This window comes from Streptomyces sp. NPDC018019, from assembly GCF_044327805.1.
Classification (GTDB): Bacteria; Actinomycetota; Actinomycetes; order Streptomycetales; family Streptomycetaceae; genus Streptomyces.
On the sequence record NZ_JBIRGD010000001.1, the window covers coordinates 428,211 to 451,584 of the forward strand.

The following is a 23,374-nucleotide window of genomic DNA, read 5'->3' on the forward strand; positions in this document are numbered from 1 at the left end:
GAGATGCCCGCCAACAAGTCCGCCCCCGCCCCTGACAAGGCTGTGAAGAAACCCAAGAAGAAGGGGCGGCGCGGCCGCCTCGTCGCGATCACGGTCGTGCTTCTGCTCGTGGCGGGCATCGGCTACGGCGCGTTCTGGGGCGTCAGCACCGTCCGCGCCTCGTACCCGCAGACCACCGGTTCCCTGAAGCTGGCCGGCCTGAGCGCCCCCGTCGACGTCGCGCGCGACGCCAACGGCATCCCGCAGATCTACGCCGACACCGACGAGGACCTCTTCCGCGCCCAGGGCTTCGTACAGGCCCAGGACCGCTTCTGGGAGATGGACGTGCGCCGCCACATGACGGCCGGCCGCCTCTCCGAGATGTTCGGCCAGAGCCAGGTCGACACCGACGCCTTCCTGCGCACGCTCGGCTGGCACGACGTCGCGCAGCGGGAGTACGACACCAAGCTCTCCCCGCAGACGAAGAAGTACCTCCAGGCGTACTCCGACGGCGTCAACGCCTACCTCAAGGACCACGAGGGGGCGGCGCTCTCCCTGGAGTACGCGGCGCTCGGCTTCCAGAACGACTACAAGCCGCAGAAGTGGACCCCGGTCGACTCGGTGGCCTGGCTCAAGGCCATGGCCTGGGACCTGCGCGGCAACATGCAGGAGGAGATCGACCGCGCCCTGCTCACCAGCCGCTTCAGCCCGACCCAGATCGACCAGCTCTACCCGAAGTACCCGGCCAAGCGGAACCGGCCGATCGTCGAGGGCGGCGCGGTCGACCCGGCCACCAAGGAGTTCGACGCCAAGGCCGCCCCGACCGGCGGTGCGCAGGCCGGCTCCGGCACGGGCACCGGTACCAACCCGGGCGGCGGCACGGGGAACGGCAGCAGCACGGGGAACGGCACCGGTACGCGTACCGGCTCGGGAAGCACCGGCGGGACGGGTACCGGCACGGGCACCGGGACCAGCTCCGCCTCCACGGCCACCCAGGGCCTGAAGTCCCAGCTCTCCTCGGTCTCCAAGTCCCTGGAGAAGATCCCGGCCCTGCTCGGCCCCAACGGCAACGGCATCGGCTCCAACTCCTGGGTGGTCTCCGGGGCGCACACCACCACCGGCAAGCCGCTGCTGGCCAACGACCCGCACCTGGCCCCCCAGATGCCGTCGCTCTGGTACCAGATGGGCCTGCACTGCCGCACCACCAGCGCCAAGTGCAACTACGACGTCGCCGGCTACACCTTCTCCGGCATGCCGGGTGTGATCATCGGCCACAACCAGGACATCTCCTGGGGCATGACCAACCTCGGAGCCGACGTCACCGACCTGTACCTGGAGAAGATCAACTCCAACGGGTACCTGTTCAAGGACAAGCTGGAGCCCTTCAAGACCCGCAAGGAGACCATCAAGGTCGCCGGCGGCGCGAGCCGTGAGATCACCGTCCGGTCCACCAACAACGGCCCGCTGATCTCCGACCGCGACGACGAGATGACCCGGGTCGGCAAGCAGGCGCCGGTCGGCAACGCGGCACCGGACCGTGGCGACGGCTACGGCATCTCGCTGCGCTGGACCGCCCTGGACCCGGGCAAGTCGATGGACGCGGTCTTCGAACTGAACCGCGCCAAGAACTGGACGGACTTCCGCAAGGCCGCCGCCCACTTCGAGGTGCCGTCGCAGAACCTGATCTACGCCGACACCAAGGGCAACATCGGCTACCAGGCGCCGGGGCGGATCCCGGTCCGCGGCAAGGGCTACGACGGCACGCTGCCCGCTCCCGGCTGGGACCCGAAGGCCCGGTGGGACGGCTACGTGCCCCAGTCGGCGCTGCCCAACGAGTACAACCCGGCGCGCGGCTACATCGTCACCGCCAACCAGGCCGTCATCGACCCGGACAAGTACCCGTACCTGCTGACCAAGGACTGGGGCTACGGCGCCCGCAGCCAGCGGATCAACGACCTCATCCAGTCGAAGATCAAGGACGGCGGCAAGGTCTCCACCGACGACATGCAGACCATGCAGATGGACAACAGCAGCGAGATCGCCAAGCTGCTGACGCCCTACCTGCTGAAGGTCGACGTCGAGGACGCGTACGTCCGCGAGGCGCAGAAGCTGCTGGAGGGCTGGGACTACACCCAGGAGCCCGACTCGGCCGCCGCCGCGTACTTCAACGCCGTCTGGCGCAACACCCTCAAGCTGGCCTTCGGCAACAAGATGCCCAAGGAGCTGCGGGTCGAGGGCCAGTGCCTCAACGTCCGCCCGGCCGACGACACCGGCCCGGTCGACGACCAGGACAAGCCGGTCCGCGAGTGCGGTGAGCGGGCCCCCGACCAGGCGCAGCCGGACGGCGGCGACCGCTGGTTCGAGGTCGTGCGCTCGATCCTCGACGACCCGAAGAACGACTGGTGGAAGACCGAGTCCCGGCCCGGCCGCGTCCTCGACGCCAACCGCGACCAGCTCCTCGGACACGCCATGCGGGACGCGCGCTACGAGCTGACCAGCAAGCTGGGCAAGAACATCGACAACTGGAGCTGGGGCCGCCTGCACCAGATGACCCTGAAGAACCAGACCCTGGGTACCAGCGGCCCGGGCCTGCTCCAGGGCCTGTTCAACCGCGGCCCCTGGAACCTCGGCGGCGGCGAGGCGGCCGTGAACGCCACCGGCTGGAACGCGGCCGGCGGCTACGGGGTCACCTGGGTCCCGTCGATGCGGATGGTCGTCAACCTGGCCGACTTGGACAAGTCGCGCTGGATCAACCTGACCGGCGCCTCCGGCCACGCGTACAACGCGCACTACTACGACCAGACGGACAAGTGGGCCAAGGGCGAACTGCTGCCGTGGGCCTTCTCCCAGAAGGCCGTCAAGGCCGCGGCCAAGGACACGCTGACGCTGTCGCCGTGACGGCATCCGCGGCGGCCTGCGTGCCGTCGTCCGCGACGGGGCGCTGACCTCGTACACCGGGCGGGCCCGAACTCTTCGGGCCCGCCCGGTGGCGTTTACGGGGCAACTGCGCGCCGGGTACGTACGTCCCCGTAACGTCCGAACCGCCCCTTACGCGGCGAACCGGTGCACACCCCCCGGCGTCACCGCCACGTCCACCGGCCGGTCGTGCTCCTCCGCCGGCACCTCCGGCAGCACCTCCGCGTCGTACAGCAGCACCACCCGCGCCGGCCGCACCCCCGCCTTCTCCAGCCGCTCCAGGACCCGGTCGTACGAACCGCCGCCGCGGCCCAGCCGCAGCCCGCGCCGGTCCACCGCCAGCCCCGGCAGCAGCACCGCGTCGGCGCCGGTGACGGCCTGCGGGCCTAGCCGGGGACCGGCGGGCTCCAGCAGCCCGCGCCCGGCGCGTACGAGACCGTCGGCGCCCTCGTACGGCGCCCAGTCCAGGTCGTTGTCCGGCAGCAGTACGGGCAGCAGCACCTGGACCCCCGCCGCGTGCAGCTGGTCCAACAGCGCGTGTGTGGACGGCTCGCGCCCCACCGAGACGTACGCCGCGACCGTGCCCGCCCCCGCCAACTCCGCCAGGGCCAGCGCCCGGCGCGCCAGCACCGCGCCCGTCGCCCGGACTTCACCCGGCGGCAACTGCGCCCTCGCGTCCAGGAGGGCGCGCCGCAACCCGCGCTTCGTACCGTCGTAACCGCTCATGATGCGCCGCCGCTCCCGCTTCTGTGACCCGTTCTCAGGACCCCATCTTCCGGCGCAAAGTGCCGGTTATCGTGATCCGCATGACTCCATCGCGTACTCGGATCACCAAGGCTGTCATTCCGGCAGCCGGTCTCGGGACCCGCTTCCTCCCGGCGACCAAGGCCACGCCCAAGGAGATGCTGCCGGTCGTCGACAAACCCGCCATCCAGTACGTCGTGGAGGAGGCCGCCACCGCCGGTCTCAGCGATGTCCTGATGGTCACCGGACGCAACAAGCGTCCCCTTGAGGACCACTTCGACCGCAACTACGAACTCGAAGAAGCGCTGGACCGCAAGGGTGACGAGTCCCGGCTCGCCCGCGTCCAGGAGTCCAGCGACCTGGCGACCATGCACTACGTGCGCCAGGGCGACCCCAAGGGCCTGGGGCACGCCGTACTGTGCGCCGCCCCGCACGTCGGCGACCAGCCCTTCGCGGTGCTGCTCGGCGACGACCTGATCGACCCGCGCGACCCGCTGCTCCAGCGCATGATCGAGGTGCGGGAGCGGCACGGCGGCTCCGTCATCGCCCTCATGGAGGTCGATCCCGCGCAGATCGGCCTCTACGGATGCGCGGCCGCCGCCCCCGACGGCGACGACGACGTCGTGCTCGTCTCCGACCTGGTGGAGAAGCCCGATCCGGCCGACGCGCCCAGCAATCTCGCCATCATCGGCCGCTACGTCCTCGACCCGGCCGTCTTCGAGGTGCTGCGCACCACCAAGCCGGGCCGCGGCGGCGAGATCCAGCTGACCGACGCCCTCCAGGCGCTCGCCGCCGACCCGGGGCTGGGCGGCCCCGTGCACGGCGTGGTCTTCAAGGGACGCCGCTATGACACCGGCGACCGTGGCGACTACCTCCGTGCCATTGTCAGACTGGCATGCGAACGTGAGGACCTGGGCCCGGAGTTCCGGACCTGGCTGCGCAGCTTCGTCAGCGAGGAGATGTGACACCGTGAGCGCCACCACCGACCGGACCACTCACCAGGAACGCGTCTGGTCGGTGGCCGACCACCTCGACGACGTACTGTCCAAGGTCCATCCGCTGGAGCCGATCGACCTCCACCTGCTCGACGCGCAGGGCTGCGTCCTGGTGGAGGACGTGACCGTCCCCACCGCCCTGCCGCCGTTCGACAACAGCTCCATGGACGGGTACGCGGTCCGGGTCTCCGACGTCGCGGGAGCCACCGCCGACTTCCCCGCCGCGCTGACCGTGGTCGGCGACGTCGCGGCGGGCAGCGCCGAGCCGCCCGCCGTCGGCCCCGGCGAGGCCGCGCGCATCATGACCGGCGCGCCGCTGCCGCCCGGCGCCGAGGCCGTCGTCCCGGTGGAGTGGACCGACGGCGGTACGGGCCGCGGCCCCGCCGAGGCGATGCGCGCGCACAGCGCGGCGCCGGAGGCCGCCGGCGGCGAGGTCCGGGTCTACCGCCCGGTCACCGAGCGGCAGCACGTCCGCGCCCGGGGCAGCGACGTCCCGGCCGGCGAACTGGCCCTCCCGGCCGGCACCGTCCTGGGCCCCGCCCAGACCGGCCTGCTCGCCGCCATCGGCCGCGCCACGGTCCGGGTCCGGCCGCGCCCGAGGGTCGTGGTGCTGTCCACCGGCAGCGAACTGGTCCAGCCCGGCGAAGCCCTGGCGCCCGGCCAGATCCACGATTCGAACAGCTTCCAGCTCACCGCCGCCGCCCGCGCGGCCGGCGCCATCGCCTACCGGGTCGGCGCCGTGGCCGACGACGCCGAGACGCTGCGCGCCACCCTGGAGGACCAGCTCATCCGCGCCGACATCCTCGTCACCAGCGGAGGCGTCAGCGTCGGCGCGTACGACGTGGTCAAGGAGACCCTCGCCGAGCTCTCCGCCGAGGAGGGCACCGTCGAGTTCCGCAAGCTGGCCATGCAGCCCGGCAAGCCGCAGGGCTTCGGCCTGATCGGCCCCGACCGCATCCCGCTGCTGGCCCTGCCCGGCAACCCGGTCAGCTCCTACGTCTCCTTCGAACTGTTCGTACGCCCCGCCATCCGTACGCTCATGGGCCTGCCCGACGTGCACCGCCACACCTCCAAGGCCACCTGCGACACGGCCATCGCCGACTCGCCGAAGGGCAAGCGGCAGTTCCTGCGCGGCCGGTACGACGCCGACTCCACCACCGTGACCCCCGTCGGCGGTGCCGGCTCCCACCTGATCAAGGCACTGGCCCAGGCCAACGCGCTGATCGTGATCCCGGAGGAGACGACCGAGGTCGCGGCGGGGGCGGAGGTGGAGGTGGTGTTGCTGGGGTGAGGGGATGAGGGCGCGCTTACGGGCTTGCGTACGCGGATGGGCGCGTGCGCTTGCGGGCTTCTGTATACGTGGATGGGCGCGTGCCTACGGACGCAGGCGCGCGCGGGGTGTGCGCGCCGGGACCGGTGGGGCGTGGGCGCCGTCCTGGCCGGGTAGCCGGATGACCGCCGACGCCTGCGGGTACGGTGTCGTCGCACAGGCGGCACGGTCCGGACCGGGAGAACGATGAGCAGCGGCCAGCAAGACCTCACCCACCTCGACGCATCGGGCGCGGCCCGCATGGTCGACGTGTCCGAGAAGGACGTCACCGCACGTACCGCCCGCGCCAGCGGCCGGGTCCTGGTCGCGCCGCGCGTGATCGAGCTGCTGCGCGGCGCGGGCGTCCCGAAGGGCGACGCGCTCGCCACCGCCCGGATCGCGGGCATCATGGGCGCCAAGCGCACCCCCGACCTGATCCCGCTGTGCCACCCGCTGGCGGTGTCCGGGGTCGAGGTGGACCTGCACGTGGCCGACGACGCGGTGGAGATCCGGGCCACGGTCCGCACCACCGACCGCACGGGCGTCGAGATGGAGGCCCTCACCGCCGTCTCGGTCGCCGCCCTCACCGTGATCGACATGGTCAAGGCCGTCGACAAGGGCGCGGTCGTCACCGACGTACGGGTCGAGGAGAAGACGGGCGGCAAGTCGGGCCGCTGGAGCCGGTCGTGAGCGGGGGCAACGAGCCGGAGCGGGGCGTACGGGACACGCCCGCCAACCCGGGACCGGGCACTGCCGCCCCGGCCTCCGGCTCCGGCACTCCGACTCCCGGGCCCGCCGTCCCGGCCTCCGGCACGCCGGCTCCCGGCCCTGTCACCCCGGCCTCCGACACCTCGCACCCCACCAACCCGGGGCCGGGGGCCACCGAGGAGCGCCCCGGAGGCCCCGTCGCAGTTGAGCAGGCAGCAGAGACTCCCTCCCTCCCGTCCCGCGCCCTGGTCATCACCGCGTCCAACCGGGCGGCGGCCGGCGTGTATGCGGACAAGGGCGGGCCGGTGCTCGCCGAGGGCCTGGCCGCGCTGGGCTTCGCGGTCGACGGGCCGCAGGTGGTGCCGGACGGCGCCCCCGTCGAGGCCGCCCTGCGCGCCGCCGTCACCGCCGCGTACGACGTGGTCCTGACCACCGGCGGTACGGGCATCTCGCCCACCGACCGCACCCCCGACGTCACCCGCCGCGTCATCGACCACGAGATCCCCGGCATCCCCGAGGCGATCCGCGCCGCGGGCCGCGCCAAGGTGCCCACGGCCGCGCTCTCCCGCGGGCTGGCCGGTGTCGCGGGCCGTACGTTGATCGTCAACCTGCCCGGCTCCACCGGCGGCGTACGCGACGGCCTCGCCGTACTCGCCGATCTCCTCCCGCACGCGGTGGACCAGCTGCGCGGCGGCGACCACCCGCGCCCGGACACCCCGGGGGGCGCACACTGAACGCCCCCTGGCCGGTCGTACTGGCGGACGGCGACACCGCCCTCCGCCCCATAAAGCTGCGCGACCAGCGGGCCTGGCGGGAGGTCAACCGCCGTAACCGCGACTGGCTGCGCCCCTGGGAAGCGACCATCCCGCCGCCCCCGCCCGGCATCCCGGCGCCGCACCGGCCCACGTACCGCCAGATGGTCCGCCATCTGCGCGCGGAGGCGCACGCGGGCCGGATGCTGCCGTTCGTCGTCGAGCACCGGGGCCGACTGGCCGGGCAGCTGACGGTGGCCGGGATCACCTGGGGCTCGATGTGTTCCGGGCACGTCGGTTATTGGGTCGACGAGGCGGTGGCCGGCCGGGGCGTCATACCGACCGCGGTGGCGCTCGCCGTCGACCACTGTTTCCGTTCGGTGGGCCTGCACCGCATCGAGGTCTGCATTCGCCCGGAGAACCTGCCCAGCCGCCGGGTCGTGGAGAAACTCGGTTTTCGCGAGGAGGGCCTGCGCCCGCGCTACCTGCACATCGACGGCGCCTGGCGCGACCATCTCGTATTCGCGCTGACCGCGGAGGAGGTGCCCGAGGGGCTGCTCAACCGCTGGCACCAGGAGAAGCCCAGCACACCCCACAAATGAAATACGTGTTCGAATTGTTTCACCAATCGACCACAATCGCATGCGGCTGATCTCAACAATCACAAAAAAAGTTCGAGATATCAGCCAGATCGTGCGACACACCGGCCCAATTGGCGGATGGCCCCATGCAAACCCCTCTACCGTGTGAGGCGTGAGCAGCAGCGGCCTCATCTACGCAGTCATCGTCGGGGCCTGGGCCGCCTACTTGGTGCCGATGTGGCTCCGTAGGCAGGACGAGCTCAATGAAGCCCGGCCGACGGAGCGCTTCAGTACCGCCATCCGGCTCCTGTCCGGGCGGGCGGCGATGGAGCGCCGTTACGCCAAGGGGCTGGAGGGGCGCGCCGACGATGCGAGCGATGCGCGGGACCCGGACGCAGCGGCCGACGCGGCCGACGTCCGGAACTTCGACGCGCCCGCGGACGAAGCGCCGCCCGCCGCTCACCGCCGTCCGGCGGCCCCGTCCGGTGGCGGGCCGTCCAGCGGTGGACCGGCCGACAGCGGTCCGTCCGGCGGGTCCGCCCCTGCGGGCGGCGCCGCGCCGCGCTCCGGCAAGAAGACCGGCGCCCGACGGCCCTCCACCGCCGAGCGCATGAAGCGGGCCAAGGTCCTGGCCCGTCGCCGGCGCACCACCACGGTGCTCTTCCTCACGTTCACCATCGGCACGATCATCGCCGCCGTCGGGGGCCTCGCCTTCCTCTGGGCACCGGCCATCCCGGCCATACTCCTCAGCGCGTACATCGTCTACCTCCGCGCCCAGGAACGCCGCCGCTTCACCTTCGTCATGGACCAGCGCCAGGCGGAGGCGGCGGCCCAGCGGCTGCGGGAGGGCAGGCCACGCCCTCCGCAGGCGTCCCAGCAGTCCGCCGCCGACGAGCCCCTCGCTGAGGACGCCGCCGCACCGCTCCCCGACCCGGCGCGCCCCGCCGCGCCGGCCGCCCGCCCCGAGCCGGCGTCCACGGCCGGCCGGCGCGCCCTGGTGGAGGAGACCGACCACGCCGAGTGGGTCGACCAGCAGCGCGAACGCGACCGCACCGAGCCCGGCGGCTGGGACCCGGTCCCGGTCCCGCTCCCGACGTACGTCACGGCCCCGGTGGCCCCCCGTGCCACCAGCCACGTCGACCTGGACGCCGACGACGCCTGGAGCTCCGCCCGCTCCGGCCCCGCCACCGAGACCCGCCGCCCGACTCCGGCCGCCGACCCCCACCACCGCCCCACGCCGTCCCGCCGCACCCGCGGCCGTACCCCCTTGTTCGACCAGTACGCCGACGACGACCGCCCCCGCGCGGCAAACGAGTGACCCCCCGCAGCTGACCAGCAGGGGAAGCGATTTCCGAGCACCCCGACATGGATGCTAGAGTTTCACTCGTCGCAAGGGCCTGTGGCGCAGCTGGTAGCGCACCTCGTTCGCAACGAGGGGGTCAGGGGTTCGAATCCCCTCAGGTCCACCGATGTGCCGTTCTTGAGTTAGATGAGGAGCGGCTGGCGAGATCCCGGCCGATCGTGATGATCGGTCGGGATCTTTGTCGTATCCGAGGGCTGTTCGAGGCTGTCCGGGGTGGTGGATGACAGCGGATCGCGAAGATGTGCGTGCTGATTCGCTGTCATGCGGTTGTCTGAGCATCACGGCCAGCCCCGGGGCTCCGGGGGTGGCCGTGATGCTGTGCGATTGTTGCGCCGACCGGCCAGCCTGCGGGTGGGGGCCGTCCTGTCGATTCGGTTGGGCCGGTGTGCGGCTTTCTCGGCGTTGGGACGGCTGTGTAGTCGGTATCCGTGAGATGGGTGCCGGTGCGCTGGTAGGGCCAGGTCGAGGATGTCCAGATTGCCAGCCGTGACGAGGATGGCGACCAGGAGAGTCTGGGCGACCTGACCCGGTGCTGCCCTGTTTCCCCCGGGCCCTCGACCTTGTAGTCCAGCGCGAACCGGTAGCCGAGACGGCGTACGGGGAGCTGAAAGTTCTCGGGCGCGCACCCGGTGTAGGTCCGGTCGGCCGCGCACGTGCCCACGGGCAGTCCGAGCTTGCCCAGCTGCGTGAGCGCGGCGACCGCGTTGGGGCCGGTGCGGACGGTGGGGGCGTTCAGTATCAGGCCGACGCACATCTGCGGGTAGACCAGCGGCTTCCCCGGACTTTCGTCCGAAGCACGACAGTGGGCAGCGACCTCGAAGCTGGCGCTGTAACCGAAGGTGCCATCGTCGGCGCCGCCGCTGTAGTGCCAGCCGGCGGTGATCTCGACCGAGCCGAAAAGCGAGGGAGTGGTGGCGCACTTCACCGCGTCCGCGGGGACAGACCGGTCAGCCCCTTCACTTGGGCTCACCCCTCATTCTCGGAACAGCCCTGGAATATCCTTCCAGCGCGGATCACGGCTCGGACGTCGAACAGAGTCTCCAGGTGGTGTATGGGGTTGCCGGCCACTGCAACGAGGTCGGCGTCGTAGCCGACGTCGATCCTTCCCTTGCGGTCAGCCAGCCGACATGCTTGGGCGGCGAGGGAGGTGGCCGAAGCCAAAGCTTCGGTGTTGCTGAGGCCGAGAGAGCCGAAGTGGATGATCCCGTGCGGAAGCACGCCGTGCGGTTTGCGGGGGCCGGCGCCGGCATCAGAGCAGCAGACCAGCCGCGCTCCTTCGCGGTGCATCCGTGCGAAATTTGCACTTCGCTGCTCTACGCGCTTGGCCATGTGTGGTGCGACCATCGAGCCTGTCGGGAGCCATGCTTCGGTGGCGCCGATGAAGATGCCTGCCTCCACCACGGCGGCAACGGTCTTCCAGTCGGGTTCGACGCCGTCTTCGGTGAAGAAGGAGGCGTGCTCGATGCCGTCGACGCCGGCTGCGACGGCATCAGCCATGCCCTGCCGGCCGTGGGCATGCGCGGTGACCGGTCTGCCGAGTGCATGGGCTGCCCGGGTCACCGCCGCGAGTTCGTCGCGTGTGTACTGTGACTGGTGTGGCCCCCACCCGGGGGTGATCACGCCACCGGTCGCCATGATTTTGACTACGTCGGCGCCGCGTGCGATGCGTTCCTGGACCGCGGCCTCCACGGCCGCGATGCCGTCGGCTTCGCCGCCCAGGAACCAACAATGCCCGCGAGTTCGCGTGATGGGCGGTCCGGCCGCGACAACCTCCGGGCCCACCTCCGTCCCTGCCGTGTAGTGGTCACGCAGCGATACGGCGAGGTAACGGCGATCGCCGAGGTCCCGTACGGTGGTGACGCCCGCCCGCAGCTGTTGCCTGGCGTGGAGGCGCATGCGTGCCAAGGTGGCGTGAGCATCCTCATCTGCCATCGTCTGCTTCGACTTGTCATCAGGGTCGAAGGCAAGGTGTACGTGAGAGTCGATGAGCCCGGGCAACAGCGTGGCATCGCCAAGGTCCAGAACGCGCAGGTCTGCAGAAGGAGGCGCTCCCGTCATATCGATACCTGCAATACGCGAGCCATCGATGAGCACAAGCGGGCGCCCTGGCCGCACCGCGTACCCGTCAAACAGCCGAGCCGCGCGGACCGCCCATAACCCCCGACGCTGCACGTGCTGTTGTCCACCGCTGGCAACCACCTGGCTGTGCCTCCCCACCGATCAGTACCGCAACTGTGGCAATCGTTCACCGATGCCGCGACGAACCGGTGAATGCGCGAAGGCTACGCGGATGCGGTGAAGTGCGCTGCTGATCCCTCGTTGTCCGGCTCGGTCGAGGGCAACACCGACTCCCTGGCCGCGTACGTCGATCGCAACACCGACACCGACTGGCGGGACTGACCACCGGCACGGAAACGCGGGGAACGATCACCGGAGCCACGGGGAACGATCAGCAAGAAGCCCACAACCGAGCAGTTCAAGGCCCCTCGTGAACACCCCACCGGCGTGCCGTTGATGAGGCGGTGCGAAGGTGATTGACGAGATCCCGTCCGGGCCGTGAGGCGCGGGCGGGATTCGTTCGTTGCGGGTGGTGTTCGTTCGTTCCGGGGAGGTGTTGGGTACGGGTTCGACGCGAGGAGCGGCCCGGAGAGCGCGCGGGCGCTGGGCTTTGGCTGTTGTGCTCAAGAGTTGCCGGTGAGCACCTGCGTGCGATCACTCGCGGAATCGAGAACGGTACTCGCCAGGGGCCGTGCCTCGGGCACGTTTGAAGGCACGGCTGAAAGCGTGCGGAGAGCCGTATCCGACCGCGCCGGAGACCGACTCGACCGGCTCATCCGTATCACGGAGCCGGACAGACGCCAGGTCGATGCGCCACTGCGTCACGTACGCGCCCGGCGTCTGTCCGAGGGCGGACCGGAAACGCCTGGACAGCGTCGCCCGGGAGACGCTCGTCGCGGCAGCCAGGGTCTCCGTGGTCCAGGGATGTCCCGGTCGGGCGTGGACACATGCCAGAGCGTCGCGTACGACCGGATCACGCATCGCTCCCAGCCATGAGCCGGACTGCTCCTGCGGATGGCGGGCCAGCCAGGCGCGTACGAACTGGACGAGCAGAAGGTCGACGATGCTGTTGACGGCGGCGGTGGTGCCGATCTGCGGCTGTGCGAGCTCCGCAGCGAGAAGTTCGACGGTCCTTCTGAGCTGCGCGTTCTCCCGGGCCGTGACGTGCATCGGCCGAGTGAGGGAGGTCAGCACCGGTGTGCGCACCTCCGAATCCTGCTCATAGTGCAGGACGACCACTTCCGTCTGCACCGGCGCCGAGCCCAGACGCAGTGCCCGGCCATCGCCAAAAGACCGGGCCGCCGCCTCACGGTCGCAGGACCCCATCGTCACGGCGGCGCCGCCGCCCATCCCGTGCGCGGTACCCGGCGGCACCAGGACGGCGTCCCCGGCCTGCACCTGAAGGGGTTTCTCGCCTGGGACGTGGAGCCACATCGTGCCACGGGACACCATGTGCAGTGCCGCGCCTGGAGAGGAGTCCAGCCACAGGCCCCAGGTTCCTCCGGCCTTCAGCATGACCCCGAGCGCCCCACGCGCACCCGAAACACGCAAGACCTCCGCCAGCACATCCAGCGGCCCATCCTCGTCCACTGCCGCGAACCGCCCACCGGCGGGCGGCGGCGCATGTGCCCTCGTCCACAGCGTCAGACCACGTCAAGAACGACCTTTCCGAGCACCTTCCGAGCGAACAGCGCCTGGACGGCGTCGTCCACGTCCTGCCAGTCGCCTCGCAGTCCGACCGGCGCCGAGAGCCTCCCGGCGGCCATGAGGCCCAGCAGGTCCGTCAGTTCCCCGCCGGTCGGTGTCATGTCGCCGTAGGTCGCGATGCTGCGGGGTTCACCGAAGCCGAACAAGGCCCCCGGCGGGAAGGTGGTTTCCTGCCCCGAGGAGTAACCGACCAGGTGGATGGTGCCGCCCTCGGCGAGGGAATTCCACGCCTGAGCCACCAGCGGCCCGCCGACCGTGTCCAGGACGAGGTCGAACCGGTCCCCGGTCCCGGCCAGGTCGGTCAGGACCTTGTCGGCACCGAGTTCACGGAGCCCGGCGGCCCGCTCCGGCGAACCGACGAGCGCCGTCACCCGGGCGCCCGCCAGCGCCGCCAACTGGACGGCGAAGTGCCCCACGCCCCCGCTGGCGCCGGTGACCAGAACGCTGCGTGCCAGCAGGGAACGTTTGCGCAGCACCCGGAACGCGGTGACTCCGGCGATCCCCAGCGCAGCGGCGTCGGCCAGGTCCACGCCCTCGGGGACGGTGCCGAGCGAGGCGGGACTGACTGCCACCCGCTCCGCCCACGTGTGGGGAGCCATTCCCACTGCGACGCGCGTGCCCTCGGGCGGCCCCGAGCCGTCGGATGCGGCGCGCACCACGACGCCGGCCGCATCGTGACCGTGCACAGCGCCGGCCGGCCACTGGTCCACGTAGTTCAGCTCTCCGAAGTTGAGACCGATGTGCCGTATCTCCACCAACGCCTCGCCGGTGGACGGTACGGGCTCCTCGACATCGGCGAACCGGACGGGTCCGGCCTCACTGTGATCGACCACAAGGGCGCGCATAAGGGACGTGTTTCCTTCGCTCGTGGATGCGCCTGAACACTCGGCGCGGCAACAGATCGAGTGCGCAAATGCCGCGCTGCCGCCTTCTTGGAACCCTACGCAGCACCGGGACAGCGACCAGCCCCGTGAGAATCAATCAGTTGACCATCTGTGTCAGTGCGACTCGCGGCGCGTCGAGTCCTGCTCTTTCGCGTTGCTCGGGCTTGGGAGCGGCGCGAGCGCGGGTGTGGATGTGCGTGTGAGTGTGGATACCGGTGTGAGTGTTGGGAATGTGGTGGTGAGAGTGAGTGAGGGGGTTCTGAAAGTTTCGGGATGACGTTGGTGGTGGCGGGGGTGGGGGAACGCGGGTTGTGGATAAGCGAGTTGGTGTCAGCGGTGGGGCCTAGAGTTGGATTTCGCGGGGCCGGTGGGCTTCGTCATGGGTACGTGATCGGGTATCCGATGGCGAACGGCGACGGGAGGGCACATGGCCAAGGAACGGGCGTTCGGGCCGCATCAGCTGGCCGAATGGCTGGGGATCGAGCCCCGGCACGTACGGCGTGCCGAGACCAGGGGGCTGATCCCGCCCCCGGACGTGGGTGACGAGCGCTGGTCGGAGGGGGTGGCCAAGACGCTGCCGGACCGGGTCGAGGAGATCCTGTCCGTGGTGGGGGACGAGAAGTACGCGGCGGAGCAGGAAGCCGGGAAGGCGGGGCGCCGGAAGGCGGTCAAGGGGGATTCGTTCGGGCCGCATCAGCTGGCGAGCGAGCTGGAGCTCCAGCGGTGGCAGGTCGGCCGGGCCGAGCAGCGGGGGATGATTCCGCCGCCGGACGTGGACGGCAAGCGCTGGTCGCGGGAGGTGGTGGAGGGCCTGCGGGGGGAGGCGGAGCGGATTCGGGAAGTGCTCGGTGAGCATCCCGGGCTCGGGTCGATAGATGCGGCGAAGCGACTGGCGGAGCGTACGGAGCTGGAGGTCGAGCGGGAGGACGTGCGGGCCCTGGCCGAGGCGGGGCAGCTGCGGCCGGTGGGGGAGTTCCGGGGGTACCCCATGTTCAGCCTGGAGAGCCTCGACAGGCTCGACCGGGAGCGGGTCGCGGCCGTGGTGGACGAGCGGCAGCGGTGGCTGGAGCGGAGTGTCACGGCCAAGGAAGCTGCGGCGTTGCTCGGGTGGCCGGCTGGAAAGTTCGAGGTGACGGCGGAGCGGAACGGGCTGGTGCCGGGGCGGCTCGGCCGGTACGACCGCGCGGAGGTCGAGCGGTTGCCGGAGCAGGCGGGGCGGTGATGGCGGTGACGCGGTGATGGAGGCAGGGGGAGGTAGGGGGAGGTAGGGGAGGCAGAGGAGGCAGGGGACGGGCGTGGGGGGCAGGGCGGGGGCGATGAGAGTGGGGAAGGCGGGGAGGGCGGGGAGAGCTGGGGCGGTAGCGGGGCTTCCGAGGGGCCTCGGCGGTCAGTACGGGGTGCCTCGGCGGTCAGTAGGGGAGGGCGGAGCGGGGGGTGATGCGGATGCCGCGGCGGGCCAGATAGGTGAGGGGGTTGATGTCGGAGCCGTAGTGGCGGGTCTTGCGTACTTCGAAGTGGAGGTGGGGACCGGTGGTGCGACCGGTGGCGCCGCTGTAGCCGATCCGGGTGCCGGCCCGGACGTGCTGGCCGACGCGCGCCGTGATGCGGGAGAGGTGACCGAAGAGGGTGTAGTAGCCGTCGGTCATGTGGATGGTGACGGCGAGGCCGTAGTCGCCCGACCGCTTGGCCAGGATCACGGTGCCGGAGCCGACGGAGGAGACCGGGGTGCCGGTGGGGACGGCGAAGTCCACCCCGGTGTGGTGGCCGGCGGCCCAGTTGCCCCTGACGCCGTAGGGCGAGCTGATGCGGGCATGGGCGGTGACTGGGCGGGTCCACGGGCCCGCTGCCACGGCCGGGACCGCCGCGGTCGCGGTCAGGCCGAGGACGGTGCCGATGGCCGCCGGAACCACGCCGTGCAGCAGGAGTCGTCTGCGGAGCCGTTTCATAGTTGTGAGGACACGCCCTGCGCCGGGCGGGCGCATCCGGAAACGCCGGGCGGACGCCCGAACGGCCGATAGGTTCCCCGTACCGAGTGGTAACAGACGGGTTTGCGTGACGGGGGCTCAGGGGGCGGGGGCGGTGCTTTCGCGGAGTTCCAGATGGGGGAGTTCGGCCTGGAGACGGCGGGTGGGTGCGCCGTCGAGGAGGGAGAGGAGTTCCTGGGCGGCCAGGCGGCCGAAGCCGGCGGTGTCGCGTACGAGTGAGGTGAGGCGCGGATGGGTGACGCGGCACAGGGGTGAGTCGTCCCAGGCCACGATGGACAGGGCGGCGGGTACGGGCACGCCGCGGCCGGCGGCCACGGCGGCGCCCGCCACGGCCATCACGTCGTTGTCGTAGACGATCGCGGTGGGCGGGCGAGGGGCGGCCAGGAGGCGGCGGGTGGCCTCGGCGCCCTGCTCGTCGGAGTAGTCGGTGGACACGGAGCGGACGTCGGCGGCGTCCAGGCCGAGACGGGCGGCCTCGGCGCGCAGGGCCGCGACCCGGCGTTCGGTGTGCGCGAGGCCGGGCAGCCCGGCGATGTGGACGATACGGCGGTGCCCGAGTGCGTACAGGTGCTCGATGATCGACCGCATCGCAGCCGCGTCGTCGGCCCAGATGGTGGAGAGGGGGGCGGCGGAGGGGGAGGTGACGGCGGAGTCGGAGGCGGTGGAGAGGGCGGTGGAGGCGGCGGCGGAGGTGGGGGTGGGCGCGGGGGAGGGGGAGGACAACGGGGGAGTGGAGGGGGAGGCGGGGGAGACGCGGCCAGTGTGAGTGGTGTTCGAGAGGGGGACGACCGGGAGAGCAACGGTGGTTGGGAGAGCAGCGGTGCTTGGGAGAGCTGTGGTGGTTGGGAGGGCGGCGGTGTGTGGGAGGTCGGTGGTGCTTGGGACGTCGGTGGTGGTCGGGAGGGGGGTGGCTGAGGTTGTGCGGGTGTCGCCTATGACGACGGTGGGCAGTGCGAGGGAGGAGAGGAGGGCGGGGCGTGGGTCCTCGGCGCGGGGGTCGACGACCAGGACGCCGTCCACGCGGCGCTCGGCCCACCAGCGGCGGTAGGTCGCGCATTCGGCCTCCAGGTCCTCGACGACCTGGAAGAGGAGGGCGACGCGCTGGGCGGCCAGGGCCTCTTGGATGCCGGAGACCAGTTGGAGGAAGAAGGACTCGACGCCGAGGGTGTGGGCGGGGCGGGCGAGGACGAGTCCGATGCAGCCGGAGCGTTCGCCGGACAGGGCGCGGGCGGCACTGTTGGGCTGCCAGCCCAGTTCTTCGGCGACCTTGCGGATGCGGGCGCGGGTGCCGGGTGAGACGCCGTCCCGGTTGTTCAGGGCGAAGGAGACGGCGGAGGGGGAGACGCCGGCGCGTTCGGCGATGTCCTTCATGGTCGGGCGGCGGCGCGGTGGGGTGGTGGGGAGGCGGAGGGCGTCGGTGCGGGGGCCGGGGGTGCGGGGGCCGTCGGCGCCTGCGGTCGGGGGGCCGGTACCGGTGGTCATGTCGTGGGTCAGCTCCTCCGGTCGCCCGGATGGTCCAGTTGTTGGCTTGGTCGGTGTGGGGAGGGGGTGGGGTTGGCTCGGGTGCTCGGGTGCTCGGGTGCTCGGGTGCTCGGGGCCCCGGATGCCCAGGTGCCCCAGGTGCTCCGCCCGGGTGATCCGGTGTTCCGGTGCTCCGGGCCTCCGGCGGTGTCCCGGTCCCCGGTCGGCCGCTGGTCATCCGTCCGCCCGTGCGCGGGACCCGCTGGCTAAACCGCATTAGTGCGGTTCGCTAATGCGCTTTAGGGGATCAGGATCACGGGCGGTCGGGAGAGAAGTCAATCGCTGTGCGGGAGTTGATGTGAGAGGGAAGTCGCGGGCTTCGTTACGGGATTGAGATGACGGGTTCCGCTGCTTTCGGCTTTAGCGCATCAGTGCAGGTGGGGAGAGGGGGAGAAGCGAGGTGTGGGTGGGGGCGGGTGGTCGTTAAGTGGAGGTGGCAGAGGCAAAGTTGGGGCTGGTGCATTGACGGGAGTGGGGGCGGGCGACAACGTTGGCAACGCCATCCGGCAGCGCGGCCGGCCAGGTGCTGGTCCGTGCGTGGTTCGTTGCTGTTTCCTCGCGGTTTCCCTAGGTGGAAGTGCTCTCCTCCGTGGATGTGCTTCCCGAGCAGAAGCGTTTCCCCGACGCAGGAGTGACCATGACGCGCAGGCACTTGGGTCCGATACGTAACCCTCGCGATGTCCGTATCCGCCTCGGCGGCCGTACGGTCCCCGGCCCCCGGCCGCCGCGCACCGACCGCGACTCCCAGCAGCCGCCACGCGCCGACCGCGACACCCAGGTCCCACGTGCCGACCGCGTCCCCCGTGCGCCGGCCGATGACCGTGGCTCGCGCACCTCGCGCACCTCCCGCCCAGCCCGTCCGTCCCGACCCGCCCTCGCCGCTGCCGCAGCCGTCGCCCTCATGGCGCTCGCGGCTGCCTGCGGCGTCGGTGGGACTGAGGGGTCGGCCGCGAAGGGGCAGCCTAAGCGGACCGGGAAGGTGGCCGGGGAGATCACCTTCCGTACGTTGCAGCTCAAGCCGAACTTCACCGCGTATGTGCAGGGCGTCATCGATGCGTTCGAGAAGAAGTACCCGGACGTGAAGGTGAAGTGGGAGGACGTGCCGGGCGACGGCTACAACGAGAAGCTCGTCGCGGACGCGCAGGCCGGCGGGCTGCCGGACGTGGTCAATCTGAACACCGACTCCTTCCAGCTGCTCGGTGACCGGGGCCTGCTCGCGGATGTCGCCCAGCTGGATCCCGAGGCCGCCAAGGAGTACGTGCCGGGCGCGTGGGAGCAGTACAAGCTGCCGGGCAAGGGGGGCGGGGTGTACGCATACCCCTGGTACGTGACGCCCGAGATCCTCACGTACAACAAGGACCTCTTCGCCGACGCCGGGCTGGACGTGAACAAGCCGCCGACCAGCGTGGAGCAGTTCTTCGACTACGCGGAGCGGATCGCCGGTGCCGCGGACGGCCGGTACACGGCGTTCATGGCGGACCCGAAGGGGCGGTTGCCCGGCGACTGGCAGAAGATGGGCGTGCCGATCCTGAACGAGGAGAAGAGCGCGTTCGTCTTCGACACGCCGAAGGCCGTCGAGTGGGTGCAGCGGATGAAGAAGCTGTACGCGATGGGGGCGATGCCGAAGGAGTCGCTGACCAAGGCCGACGATCTGGCGCAGCTCTACGGGGCGGGGAAGCTGGTGTTCGGGCCCGGCTCGCCGGGCGTCCTCAAGGACGTGAAGCGCAACTCCCCGGCGGCGTACGCGAAGACGAAGGTGGCCGGGGCCGTGACCGGCAAGCTCGGGCACATCGGCATCTACACGCAGTCGCTGGGCGTGCGCAAGGACACCAAGCACCCGGACGCGGCAGCGGAGTTCGCCAAGTGGGTGACCAACGGGCCCAACCAGGTGGCGTTTTCGAAGCAGGTGACCATCTACCCGTCGAACGCGAAGGGGCTCGCCGACCCGTACTTCGCCGACAAGGGCGACGGCAAGGACCCCGAGACGATGGCGCGGGCCATCGGTGCCGAGGAACTGAAGTCCGCACAGCTGGACGCCAATACGCCCGTGGAGTGGACCACGCAGGTCGGTGACGCGGTGGTACGGGAGATGCAGAAGGGGATCAGGGGGGAAGAGGACGCCAGGACGGCGGTCAAGAACGCGCAGGAAGCGGCAAACAAGATCCTCGCCCAGCAGAAGAAGCGGCAGTGACCGGCCATGCCACGCACCGAACGGACGGACGCGGACGAGACCGCGGGACGGCGGGGAGCGGCCACCGGGCGACGGGGGAAGTCCGCCGGGCGGCGGGACGAGGCTCCGCAGCGACGGGGCGAGGCCGCTGGGCGACGGGACGAGACCGCCGGGCGGCAGGGCGAGACCCCGGGACGGCCGGGCGAGTCCGCCGGGCGGCGGGACGAGGCCCCGCAGCGACAGGGCGAGGCCGCCGGGCGACGGGACGAGGCCGCCGAGCGGCGGGACCAGACCGCGGGCCGACGGGGCGAGGCGCCGCTCGCCGGCGCGCGGACCCCGGCGCCCCCGACGGCAGCCCAGGCGCCGGCACCCGGAGCCCCTGACCGGCGCGCCGTCCGGCGGCGTCGCAAGGCCCTCGACGTCGAGCCCGGCCTGGTGCACCGCCGCTGGTGGACGCCGTACCTCTTCCTCCTGCCGGGGCTGGTCATGGTGGTGCTGTTCAGCCTCTGGCCGTTCGTCAACACCGTCATCCTGTCGCTCACCGACGCGCAGATTCTGCGGGGCGGCCGGTTCGTGGGCCTGGAGAACTACGGGCGGGCGCTCGACGACCCCGACTTCTGGACGGCGACCGTCAACAGCGTCGTCTACCTGGCCGTCGTCGTGCCCTGCCTGGTGCTGCTGCCGCTGGCGCTGGCCGTGCTCGTCCAGCGCAAGGTCCCCGGGATCGGCTTCTTCCGCTCCGCCTTCTACACACCCGTCATCGCCTCGGCGGTCGTGGTCGGCCTGATCTGGCAGTGGGTGCTGCGCAGCGACGGCCTGGTCAACACCGTGTTCGAGAAGCTGCACCTGATCTCCGGGCCGGTTCCGTTTCTGACCGATTCCACGATGCTCCTGGTGTCGGCCATGATCGTTACGGTCTGGAAGGGCCTGGGCTACTACATGGTCTTCTACCTCGCGGCGCTGGGGAACGTACCGGCGTCGCTGTACGAGGCGGCGGCGCTCGACGGAGCGGGGGCCCTGCGCCGCTTCTTCAGCATCACCATCCCCAGCGTGAAGCCGATGATGCTGCTGGTCGGGACGTTGTCGGCGATCTCCGCGCTGCGCGTGTTCACCGAGATCTACATCCTCGGCGGGGAGAGCGGCGGGCCCGGCGGCGGCGCCCGGACGCTGCCGTTCCTGATCCGCCAGGTCGGGCTGGGCTTCGCGGGCGAGACCGGTTACGCGGCGGCCATCTCGATCCTGCTGTTCCTGCTGACACTGGCGTTCAGCCTGCTGGGGCACCGGCTGTCGAAGGGAGACGAGAGGTGAGCGAGCTGTCCTCACCCGGCGCGCGGCACACCCCGCGTGCTCCATCCGCACCACGCGCACCACGGGCACCACGCGCGCCCCGAGCCCCACGCACCCGCCCCGCAGGCCGCGGCCGGCCCCGTAGCCGCAAGGCGGTCATCGGGCTCACCGGCCGCTACCTCACCCTCTGCCTGATGCTGGTGGTCATGCTGGGCCCCATCGTCTGGCAGTTCCTCACGTCGCTGAAGGGGCGCGGAGAGAACGTCTACGGGGGCGTGCTGCCCAGCCAGCCGACGCTCGACAACTACGTACGGGTCGCCGAATCGTTCCCGCTGGTCCAGTACGTCGGCAACACGCTGATCGTCGCCGCGCTGGCCGTCACCTCGAACTGCGTCTTCGCCGCGATGGGCGGCTACGCGCTGTCGCGGGCCGGGTGGCGCGGACGGCGGACCGTCTTCACCGTGCTGGTCGCGACGCTGATGTTCCCGTTCGAGTCCGTGATGATCTCGATGTTCCTCACGGTGCGGTCGATGGGCCTGGTGGACACGCTCATCGGCGTCTGGCTGCCGGGCTCGGTCTCCGTGCTCAACCTGATGATCATGCGGGCCGCTTTCCTCGCCGTGCCGAAGGAGGTGGAGGAGGCCGCCGTCCTGGACGGGGCCAACGAGTGGCAGCGCTTCACCAAGGTGTTCGTGCCGGCCGCGAAGGGCGCGCTGGCGGTGGTCTGCCTGACCAGCTTCATGGGCGCCTGGGACGACTTCCTGTGGCCGCTGATCGTACTGACCAACAGCGATCACTACACGCTGCAACTCGGACTGAAATCGCTCGCCGGAGCCACCACGGTCAACGACCAGCGGCTCATCGCGGCGGGGGCGATGGCCGCGCTGCTCCCGATGATGGCGCTGTTCTTCGCCCTCCAGCGGTACTTCTTCCGGGGCGTGGGCGAGGGGGCGCTGAAGACGTGAAGGGAAGCGATGTGACGACACCCGCCGGTCATGTGACGACACCCGCGGATCGTGTGACGACACCCGTAGGTACGGCATCCAGCCCGTCCCCGCTCCGGCCCACCGGCCCGGACGCGGCGCCCCGCATGGGCGCCAACTACACCCCGCGCACCGGCTGGTTCCACCACTGGCTCGACTTCGACATCGACGACGTACGCCGCGACCTGGAGGCGCTCGCCGCGCTCGGCCTGGACCACGTACGGGTCTTCGCCCTCTGGCCGGTCTTTCAGCCGAATCGTTCCTTCATCCGCCCGCGCGCCGTCGAACAGCTCGGTCAGCTGGTCGACGCCGCCGCGCAGTGCGGCCTGGACGTCGCCGTGGACGCGCTCCAGGGGCACCTGTCCAGCTTCGACTTCGTACCGTCCTGGCTGCGCACCTGGCACCGGCGGAACATGTTCACCGACCCCGACGCGATCGACGGCGCGGCCCGCTACCTGGAGACGCTCGCCGCCGCCCTGGCCGGGCGGCCCAACTTCCTGGGCATGACGCTGGGGAACGAGGTCAACCAGTTCTCCGGCCCGCCGCACCCGGACCCCGACCCGTGTACGTACGAGGAGGCCGGGCAGTGGCTGACCCGGCTGCTGGAGGTCTGCGAGCGGGTCGCGCCGGGGCGGCTGCACACCCACGCCGAGTACGACGCGGTGTGGTTCCAGGACGGCCACCCCTTCACGCCCGCGCAGGCCGCGCGGCTCGGACGGGCCACCACCGTCCACTCGTGGGTCTTCAACGGCACGGCGCAGCGGCACGGGCACGACGGGACCGCCACCGTCCGGCTGGCCGAGTACCTGATCGAGCTGGCCACGGCCTGGGCGGACGATCCGGCGCGGCCGGTCTGGCTCCAGGAGGTGGGCGCGCCCGCCCCGCTCGTACCGGCCGGGCACGCCGCCGCGTTCGCCGCCGCGACCATCGAGAACGCGCTGACCTGCGCGCGTCTTTCCGGCATCACATGGTGGTGTTCGCACGATGTGTCGCGGCAGTTGGCGGACTTCCCCGAGCTGGAGTACGGGCTCGGGCTGCTGACCTCGGACGGCGAGGTCAAGCCCGCCGGGCGGGTGGTGGCCGGGATGGCGGCCCGGCTGCGGGCCGAGCCGCCCCGGCCGGTGCGCCGCACCACCGCGCTCGTCCTGGACGCGGGGGACGAGAGCACGGCACCGCACCGGTCGGTGTGCGCGCCGGGCGGCCCGTTCTTCGAGGCGTGGGTACGGCTGGCCGATCAGGGCGTACGGGCGGGAGCCGTCCTGGCGGGGCGGGCACGGGACGCCGCGTACCTGGAGAGCCGGGGGATCGCGGAAGTGGTGTGGCCCTCGGACGTGAAGTGAGGCGGAAACGGGGAGCGGAACCGCACCCGGTGCGCGGGGCCGGGGCTGGGGCCGGAATCGCGGCCAGGACCGGGACCGGAGCGGAACCGGAA

19 protein-coding genes and 1 tRNA gene are annotated in these 23,374 nt (G+C 71.2%); 14 read left to right on the forward strand and 6 right to left on the reverse strand.

Annotation, left to right across the window (positions count from 1 at the left end):
• The first annotated feature begins 3 nt into the window (after nucleotides 1–3).
• The gene (locus ACH4FX_RS02030; RefSeq protein WP_398474246.1) at nucleotides 4–2,877 is read left to right on the forward strand and encodes a penicillin acylase family protein; all 2,874 of its coding nucleotides are present in this window, start codon (nucleotides 4–6) and stop codon (nucleotides 2,875–2,877) included.
• A 150-nt stretch (nucleotides 2,878–3,027) separates the two neighbouring features.
• Here the strand turns inward: ACH4FX_RS02030 and ACH4FX_RS02035 are convergent, their stop codons facing one another.
• Nucleotides 3,028–3,621 (reverse strand): 5-formyltetrahydrofolate cyclo-ligase, encoded by a 594-nt coding sequence (locus ACH4FX_RS02035; protein WP_398474247.1) that lies wholly within the window; start codon nucleotides 3,619–3,621, stop codon nucleotides 3,028–3,030.
• 80 nt (nucleotides 3,622–3,701) lie between these two features.
• On the opposite strand from ACH4FX_RS02035, the gene galU reads away from it, so the two are divergent.
• The 7 genes from galU to ACH4FX_RS02070 all read left to right on the forward strand — a co-directional run bounded on the left by galU (nucleotide 3,702) and on the right by ACH4FX_RS02070 (nucleotide 9,450).
• The gene (gene galU, locus ACH4FX_RS02040) at nucleotides 3,702–4,604 is read left to right on the forward strand and encodes a UTP--glucose-1-phosphate uridylyltransferase GalU (protein WP_398474248.1); all 903 of its coding nucleotides are present in this window, start codon (nucleotides 3,702–3,704) and stop codon (nucleotides 4,602–4,604) included.
• A gap of 4 nt (nucleotides 4,605–4,608) precedes the next feature.
• The gene (gene glp / locus ACH4FX_RS02045; protein ID WP_398474249.1) at nucleotides 4,609–5,925 is read left to right on the forward strand and encodes a gephyrin-like molybdotransferase Glp; all 1,317 of its coding nucleotides are present in this window, start codon (nucleotides 4,609–4,611) and stop codon (nucleotides 5,923–5,925) included.
• Nucleotides 5,926–6,150: 225 nt separating this feature from the next.
• The gene (gene moaC, locus ACH4FX_RS02050; protein ID WP_398474250.1) at nucleotides 6,151–6,633 is read left to right on the forward strand and encodes a cyclic pyranopterin monophosphate synthase MoaC; all 483 of its coding nucleotides are present in this window, start codon (nucleotides 6,151–6,153) and stop codon (nucleotides 6,631–6,633) included.
• A gap of 263 nt (nucleotides 6,634–6,896) precedes the next feature.
• A complete protein-coding gene (locus ACH4FX_RS02055; RefSeq protein WP_398474610.1) occupies nucleotides 6,897–7,385 on the forward strand; it encodes a molybdenum cofactor biosynthesis protein B in 489 nt (162 codons plus the stop codon).
• Entirely contained in the window at nucleotides 7,382–8,005 is a 624-nt protein-coding gene (locus ACH4FX_RS02060) for a GNAT family N-acetyltransferase (protein WP_398474612.1), read from the forward strand. The genes ACH4FX_RS02055 and ACH4FX_RS02060 overlap by 4 nt, the downstream gene beginning before the upstream one ends.
• A gap of 151 nt (nucleotides 8,006–8,156) precedes the next feature.
• Nucleotides 8,157–9,302: a gephyrin-like molybdotransferase receptor GlpR gene (gene glpR / locus ACH4FX_RS02065; protein ID WP_398474251.1), complete on the forward strand. Its 1,146-nt coding sequence runs from the start codon at nucleotides 8,157–8,159 to the stop codon at nucleotides 9,300–9,302.
• A gap of 75 nt (nucleotides 9,303–9,377) precedes the next feature.
• Nucleotides 9,378–9,450 (forward strand) — tRNA-Ala (locus ACH4FX_RS02070).
• Between the two features lie 863 nt (nucleotides 9,451–10,313).
• On the opposite strand, the gene ACH4FX_RS02075 is transcribed toward ACH4FX_RS02070, so the two are convergent.
• Nucleotides 10,314–11,441, reverse strand: a complete 1,128-nt coding sequence (locus ACH4FX_RS02075; RefSeq protein WP_398474252.1) for an amidohydrolase family protein — start codon at nucleotides 11,439–11,441, stop codon at nucleotides 10,314–10,316.
• A gap of 177 nt (nucleotides 11,442–11,618) precedes the next feature.
• Between ACH4FX_RS02075 and ACH4FX_RS02080 the strand changes: the two genes are divergently transcribed.
• Complete coding sequence (locus ACH4FX_RS02080; protein WP_398474253.1) at nucleotides 11,619–11,747, forward strand: hypothetical protein; 129 nt, start codon at nucleotides 11,619–11,621, stop codon at nucleotides 11,745–11,747.
• Nucleotides 11,748–12,059: 312 nt separating this feature from the next.
• Here ACH4FX_RS02080 and ACH4FX_RS02085 read toward each other — a convergent pair whose 3' ends face one another.
• Together ACH4FX_RS02085 and ACH4FX_RS02090 are read right to left on the reverse strand one after the other, a co-directional pair.
• Nucleotides 12,060–12,920, reverse strand: coding sequence for a cupin domain-containing protein (locus ACH4FX_RS02085; RefSeq protein ID WP_398474254.1), 861 nt, complete (start codon nucleotides 12,918–12,920; stop codon nucleotides 12,060–12,062).
• A gap of 128 nt (nucleotides 12,921–13,048) precedes the next feature.
• Complete coding sequence (locus ACH4FX_RS02090) at nucleotides 13,049–13,957, reverse strand: zinc-binding dehydrogenase (RefSeq protein ID WP_398474255.1); 909 nt, start codon at nucleotides 13,955–13,957, stop codon at nucleotides 13,049–13,051.
• A gap of 466 nt (nucleotides 13,958–14,423) precedes the next feature.
• Here ACH4FX_RS02090 and ACH4FX_RS02095 point away from each other — a divergent pair, with 466 nt between their 5' ends.
• Nucleotides 14,424–15,218: a hypothetical protein gene (locus ACH4FX_RS02095; RefSeq protein ID WP_398474256.1), complete on the forward strand. Its 795-nt coding sequence runs from the start codon at nucleotides 14,424–14,426 to the stop codon at nucleotides 15,216–15,218.
• 187 nt (nucleotides 15,219–15,405) lie between these two features.
• On the opposite strand, the gene ACH4FX_RS02100 is transcribed toward ACH4FX_RS02095, so the two are convergent.
• Nucleotides 15,406–15,942: a M23 family metallopeptidase gene (locus tag ACH4FX_RS02100; RefSeq protein WP_398474257.1), complete on the reverse strand. Its 537-nt coding sequence runs from the start codon at nucleotides 15,940–15,942 to the stop codon at nucleotides 15,406–15,408.
• A gap of 117 nt (nucleotides 15,943–16,059) precedes the next feature.
• Nucleotides 16,060–17,463: a LacI family DNA-binding transcriptional regulator gene (locus ACH4FX_RS02105; RefSeq protein ID WP_398474258.1), complete on the reverse strand. Its 1,404-nt coding sequence runs from the start codon at nucleotides 17,461–17,463 to the stop codon at nucleotides 16,060–16,062.
• A 1,018-nt stretch (nucleotides 17,464–18,481) separates the two neighbouring features.
• Between ACH4FX_RS02105 and ACH4FX_RS02110 the strand changes: the two genes are divergently transcribed.
• The 4 genes from ACH4FX_RS02110 (at nucleotide 18,482) to ACH4FX_RS02125 (ending at nucleotide 23,282) form a co-directional block, all read left to right on the forward strand.
• Nucleotides 18,482–19,693, forward strand: coding sequence for an ABC transporter substrate-binding protein (locus ACH4FX_RS02110; RefSeq protein WP_398474259.1), 1,212 nt, complete (start codon nucleotides 18,482–18,484; stop codon nucleotides 19,691–19,693).
• Between the two features lie 474 nt (nucleotides 19,694–20,167).
• Nucleotides 20,168–20,980, forward strand: coding sequence for a carbohydrate ABC transporter permease (locus tag ACH4FX_RS02115; RefSeq protein WP_398474614.1), 813 nt, complete (start codon nucleotides 20,168–20,170; stop codon nucleotides 20,978–20,980).
• 173 nt (nucleotides 20,981–21,153) lie between these two features.
• Complete coding sequence (locus ACH4FX_RS02120) at nucleotides 21,154–21,924, forward strand: carbohydrate ABC transporter permease (protein ID WP_398474260.1); 771 nt, start codon at nucleotides 21,154–21,156, stop codon at nucleotides 21,922–21,924.
• 125 nt (nucleotides 21,925–22,049) lie between these two features.
• Nucleotides 22,050–23,282 (forward strand): glycosyl hydrolase, encoded by a 1,233-nt coding sequence (locus ACH4FX_RS02125; RefSeq protein WP_398474616.1) that lies wholly within the window; start codon nucleotides 22,050–22,052, stop codon nucleotides 23,280–23,282.
• The last annotated feature ends 92 nt before the right edge of the window (nucleotides 23,283–23,374 follow it).

Bases quoted from the DNA above. Each gene is read 5' to 3' on its own strand.
- ACH4FX_RS02080 (WP_398474253.1), top strand. From the start codon at position 11,619: ATGCGCGAAGGCTACGCGGATGCGGTGAAGTGCGCTGCTGATCCCTCG.
- ACH4FX_RS02030 (WP_398474246.1), top strand. From the start codon at position 4: ATGCCCGCCAACAAGTCCGCCCCCGCCCCTGACAAGGCTGTGAAGAAA.
- ACH4FX_RS02105 (WP_398474258.1), bottom strand. From the start codon at position 17,463: ATGACCACCGGTACCGGCCCCCCGACCGCAGGCGCCGACGGCCCCCGC.
- ACH4FX_RS02125 (WP_398474616.1), top strand. From the start codon at position 22,050: ATGGGCGCCAACTACACCCCGCGCACCGGCTGGTTCCACCACTGGCTC.
- galU (WP_398474248.1), top strand. From the start codon at position 3,702: ATGACTCCATCGCGTACTCGGATCACCAAGGCTGTCATTCCGGCAGCC.
- moaC (WP_398474250.1), top strand. From the start codon at position 6,151: ATGAGCAGCGGCCAGCAAGACCTCACCCACCTCGACGCATCGGGCGCG.
- ACH4FX_RS02100 (WP_398474257.1), bottom strand. From the start codon at position 15,942: ATGAAACGGCTCCGCAGACGACTCCTGCTGCACGGCGTGGTTCCGGCG.
- ACH4FX_RS02095 (WP_398474256.1), top strand. From the start codon at position 14,424: ATGGCCAAGGAACGGGCGTTCGGGCCGCATCAGCTGGCCGAATGGCTG.
- ACH4FX_RS02120 (WP_398474260.1), top strand. From the start codon at position 21,154: ATGCTGGTGGTCATGCTGGGCCCCATCGTCTGGCAGTTCCTCACGTCG.
- ACH4FX_RS02085 (WP_398474254.1), bottom strand. From the start codon at position 12,920: ATGCTGAAGGCCGGAGGAACCTGGGGCCTGTGGCTGGACTCCTCTCCA.
- ACH4FX_RS02035 (WP_398474247.1), bottom strand. From the start codon at position 3,621: ATGAGCGGTTACGACGGTACGAAGCGCGGGTTGCGGCGCGCCCTCCTG.
- ACH4FX_RS02090 (WP_398474255.1), bottom strand. From the start codon at position 13,957: ATGCGCGCCCTTGTGGTCGATCACAGTGAGGCCGGACCCGTCCGGTTC.